General features: G+C 38.8%; 4 protein-coding genes. All 4 read left to right on the forward strand.

Annotation, left to right across the window (positions count from 1 at the left end):
• The first annotated feature begins 296 nt into the window (after positions 1–296).
• The 4 genes from DW917_RS14780 to DW917_RS14795 all read left to right on the forward strand — a co-directional run bounded on the left by DW917_RS14780 (position 297) and on the right by DW917_RS14795 (position 3,109).
• Positions 297–977: a carboxypeptidase-like regulatory domain-containing protein gene (locus DW917_RS14780; protein ID WP_118119922.1), complete on the forward strand. Its 681-nt coding sequence runs from the start codon at positions 297–299 to the stop codon at positions 975–977.
• A 3-nt stretch (positions 978–980) separates the two neighbouring features.
• Positions 981–1,838: an energy transducer TonB gene (locus tag DW917_RS14785; protein WP_233524764.1), complete on the forward strand. Its 858-nt coding sequence runs from the start codon at positions 981–983 to the stop codon at positions 1,836–1,838.
• A gap of 1 nt (position 1,839) precedes the next feature.
• On the forward strand, positions 1,840–2,460 hold the full coding sequence (locus DW917_RS14790; RefSeq protein WP_118119924.1) for a radical SAM protein: 621 nt from the start codon (positions 1,840–1,842) through the stop codon (positions 2,458–2,460).
• 346 nt (positions 2,461–2,806) lie between these two features.
• A complete protein-coding gene (locus tag DW917_RS14795) occupies positions 2,807–3,109 on the forward strand; it encodes a copper resistance protein NlpE N-terminal domain-containing protein (RefSeq protein ID WP_233524765.1) in 303 nt (100 codons plus the stop codon).
• Positions 3,110–3,151: the final 42 nt, after the last annotated feature.

Here is a 3,151-nt window from a genome sequence, read left to right on the forward strand (position 1 = left end):
GGCTTTGCAGGGCAGCGTCAAGACACAGACCACCCTTCTCTTCTTCGTGGACGAGCATATCAGTGAACTCAGCACCCATGAGGAACACAGATAAATTCTATATACGGCATCAAAAGCAGCGAAAAAGTTAAAAACAATCCCATTTCTTATAATACAACAAAAATTATTCTTGTATGTGGATTGTTTTTCGTATTTTTGAAATTAGAATTATAAATGAGTATTTTTTAGGGATTATGACTAATAATATACTCATTTTGTGAGTAAAGAGAATGTTGAACATCTAAAAACAGCAATTTATGAAAGCCAAAGGACACAACATCTGCGATACCCTCAAGGCAATTCGCAAACAAATAGCAGATGCTAATGGGATTGACTATTCACCAGAAGAATGCCACTTCACTGGTGAATGCAAGGGAACTTGCCCCAAATGCGAGCAAGATGTGAGATATTTGGAACATGAGTTGCGACTTAGACTGAAAGCAGGGAAGGCTATAAAGGTTGCGGGAGTGGCATTGGGAATAATTGCTCTTGCTGCATCTATTACGTCATGTTCTACACAAAAAGGCTACTATAACTCGACACCACTACTATCAAAGAAAGTTATTCCTATTCGCTTCCAAGAATACACATCCAAAGATTCTATTCTGCTAAAAGATAAAGAATCATTTAGGAAGAAAGGAGTCCTTTTTGTCCAAGGTCATATTATTGACGAAAATACGAAAGAACCGATTGTTAGTGCCTTCATCACAGCTAAACTTTCTGGAAAGAAAACAGCAGCAGACATTGATGGAAACTTCACAATTGAAGTGGAGCCAAAAGATACAATCACCATAAAGTTCATTGGTATGCAAGACAGAATTATCAAACTCTCTGAAATGAACCTCGAAAAGCTCAATGTTATCACTTTGACAGAAAGTGGAGGACTCACAGGAGAAATAGTTGTTGTAAAAAAAGGACATAAGCATAAAAGAAAATAAGCAATGGTAACAAGAGGACGTAACATATGCAATACCCTCAAAGCCATTCGCAAACAAATAGCGGATGCAAATGGGATAGACTATTCACCTGAAGAATGTAATTATAAGGGTGAATGTATGGGAACTTGCCCTAAATGTGAGCAAGATGTAAGAGACTTGGAATATGAGCTGCACCTTAGACAAATGGCAGGAAAAGCCATTAAGGTAGCAGGCATAGCAGCAGGACTTGTCGCTATGACAGCTTGTTCGGATGGAAAGGTACAAAGTATATCTCCTGATGCTACTAAAAGTGAACTTAATATAGTGAAAAAAGAAGAGCCTAAACCTGGAGACGGACAATTGGAAGGAGATATATCGCTTAGTGATGAGGCTAAACATGCAGAAGAAGAAAATAGAAAACTAGGAGAGATTCCAAGCAATCCTCGAATGGAAATAACAAAAGAGCAAACTTCAAATGATAGGAAAGGTACCACATCCAAGAAATCAAAAAAAGGCAATACCGCTTTAATGCAATCAGCTGTTGATACAGACTCCATAGAAAACAGCAATATATTTGGTGTTGTAGAGGAGATGCCTTCATTCCCAGGTGGTATGGCTGCATTGATGAAATACATCAAGGATAATCTACGCTATCCAGAAATTTGTAGGGAAGGTGCTGCTATGGGCAGAGTTAATGTTGTCTTTATTGTAAACGAGGACGGAAGTCTGAGTGATGTAAAGGTAATTAGAAGCATTAGCCCTGAACTTGACAAGGAAGCCATCAGGGTTGTGAAAAGTATGCCAAAATGGAATCCTGCAAAACAAAATGGCAAAGCTGTGAAAATGAAATATGTTGTTCCTGTAAATTTCAGACCTGAATAAGATGAATACAGCTCCACTTATCTGTATCGACCGTCATCGCCTTACAATTGACGGCGAGGGCGTCACCACGCTTGTGGCATTCCACGGTTGTCCGCTTCGTTGCAAATACTGTCTCAATCCCCAATGCCTTGATGCTGACGGCGTATGGCAGGAGGTGGATACAGAACTGCTGATGGCGAACGTGGAGATGGACAACCTCTACTTCTTAGCTACAGGAGGCGGCATCTGTTTTGGTGGAGGTGAACCGCTTCTGTGGAGTTCATTCATAAAGGAGTTTTGTGAACTATGCCCAGAGGGATGGCACTTTACGATGGAGACGAGTCTAAACGTACCTCGCCATCACTTGGAGAAAGTCACCCCATATATTGACTCCTTTATCATCGACATCAAGGACATGAATCCTGCCATCTATCAAGCCTACACAGGTAAGCCCAACCGGCAAGTTATCGACAACCTTGTCTGGCTCAACACTCATGCCAAACATAAAGACAAGATCATCCTTCGTCTCCCCATAATCCCCAAGTTCAACACCGAAGATGACAGGAAACACAGTCGCCAAGTCTTAATAGAATTAGGATATGAGAATTTTGATGAATTTGAATATGTTATTAGAAACAAATAAACAGTTTTAATTATATGTCCCAATGAAATGGATTTGAATGTAAATTCCATCTCATTGGGGTATTGGATAAAAATTATTGGTAATTTTTAATAGTACGTTTTATGCTATTAGACTCTCTGCGAAGTTCATTAGCTACACTGTCTTTGTATGCAGCCATCCGTACCATTTCATTGTATTTGAGAACAGAATCTTCGTAAGCTGCAACACGATTTTTGACATAGTCTATGACATTTTCGTCTCTGTTTACAGAGAAGAGCTTGTCTATGTGGCACAGGACAAAATGATGTAAGTATATTCTTCTATCAGGATAGAAGAATATACGGCAGTTTTAGGAATTGGAGTCAGTTTGGATTCTGTTGTTGGAACATATTGCGGTGTGTTGCAGACTGATGTTGAGACAATACTCACATTAAATATTAACGGAACCTATTTGTTGATACAGACATACAAGGAAGAGCAAAATGAACAGGAAAAGTTAAGGGGAACATTTCAAGTGCTTGACGGAAATATCTTGATGTTCATACATCCTTCGAGTGGTGACAATATATTCTACAAGGTGAGGGATGACAACAATATTATTTTGATTGACTCGTTTGGTAATGAACCTAAAAAAGAGGATAGGAAAAACTATATTCTGAAGAAAAGGTAAAATTTAAAAACCGTGTTTAAGTAATATGCAAAAAATAACTTG

The organism is Prevotella sp. AM42-24 (genome assembly GCF_003461825.1).
Lineage (GTDB): Bacteria > Bacteroidota > Bacteroidia > Bacteroidales > Bacteroidaceae > Prevotella > Prevotella hominis.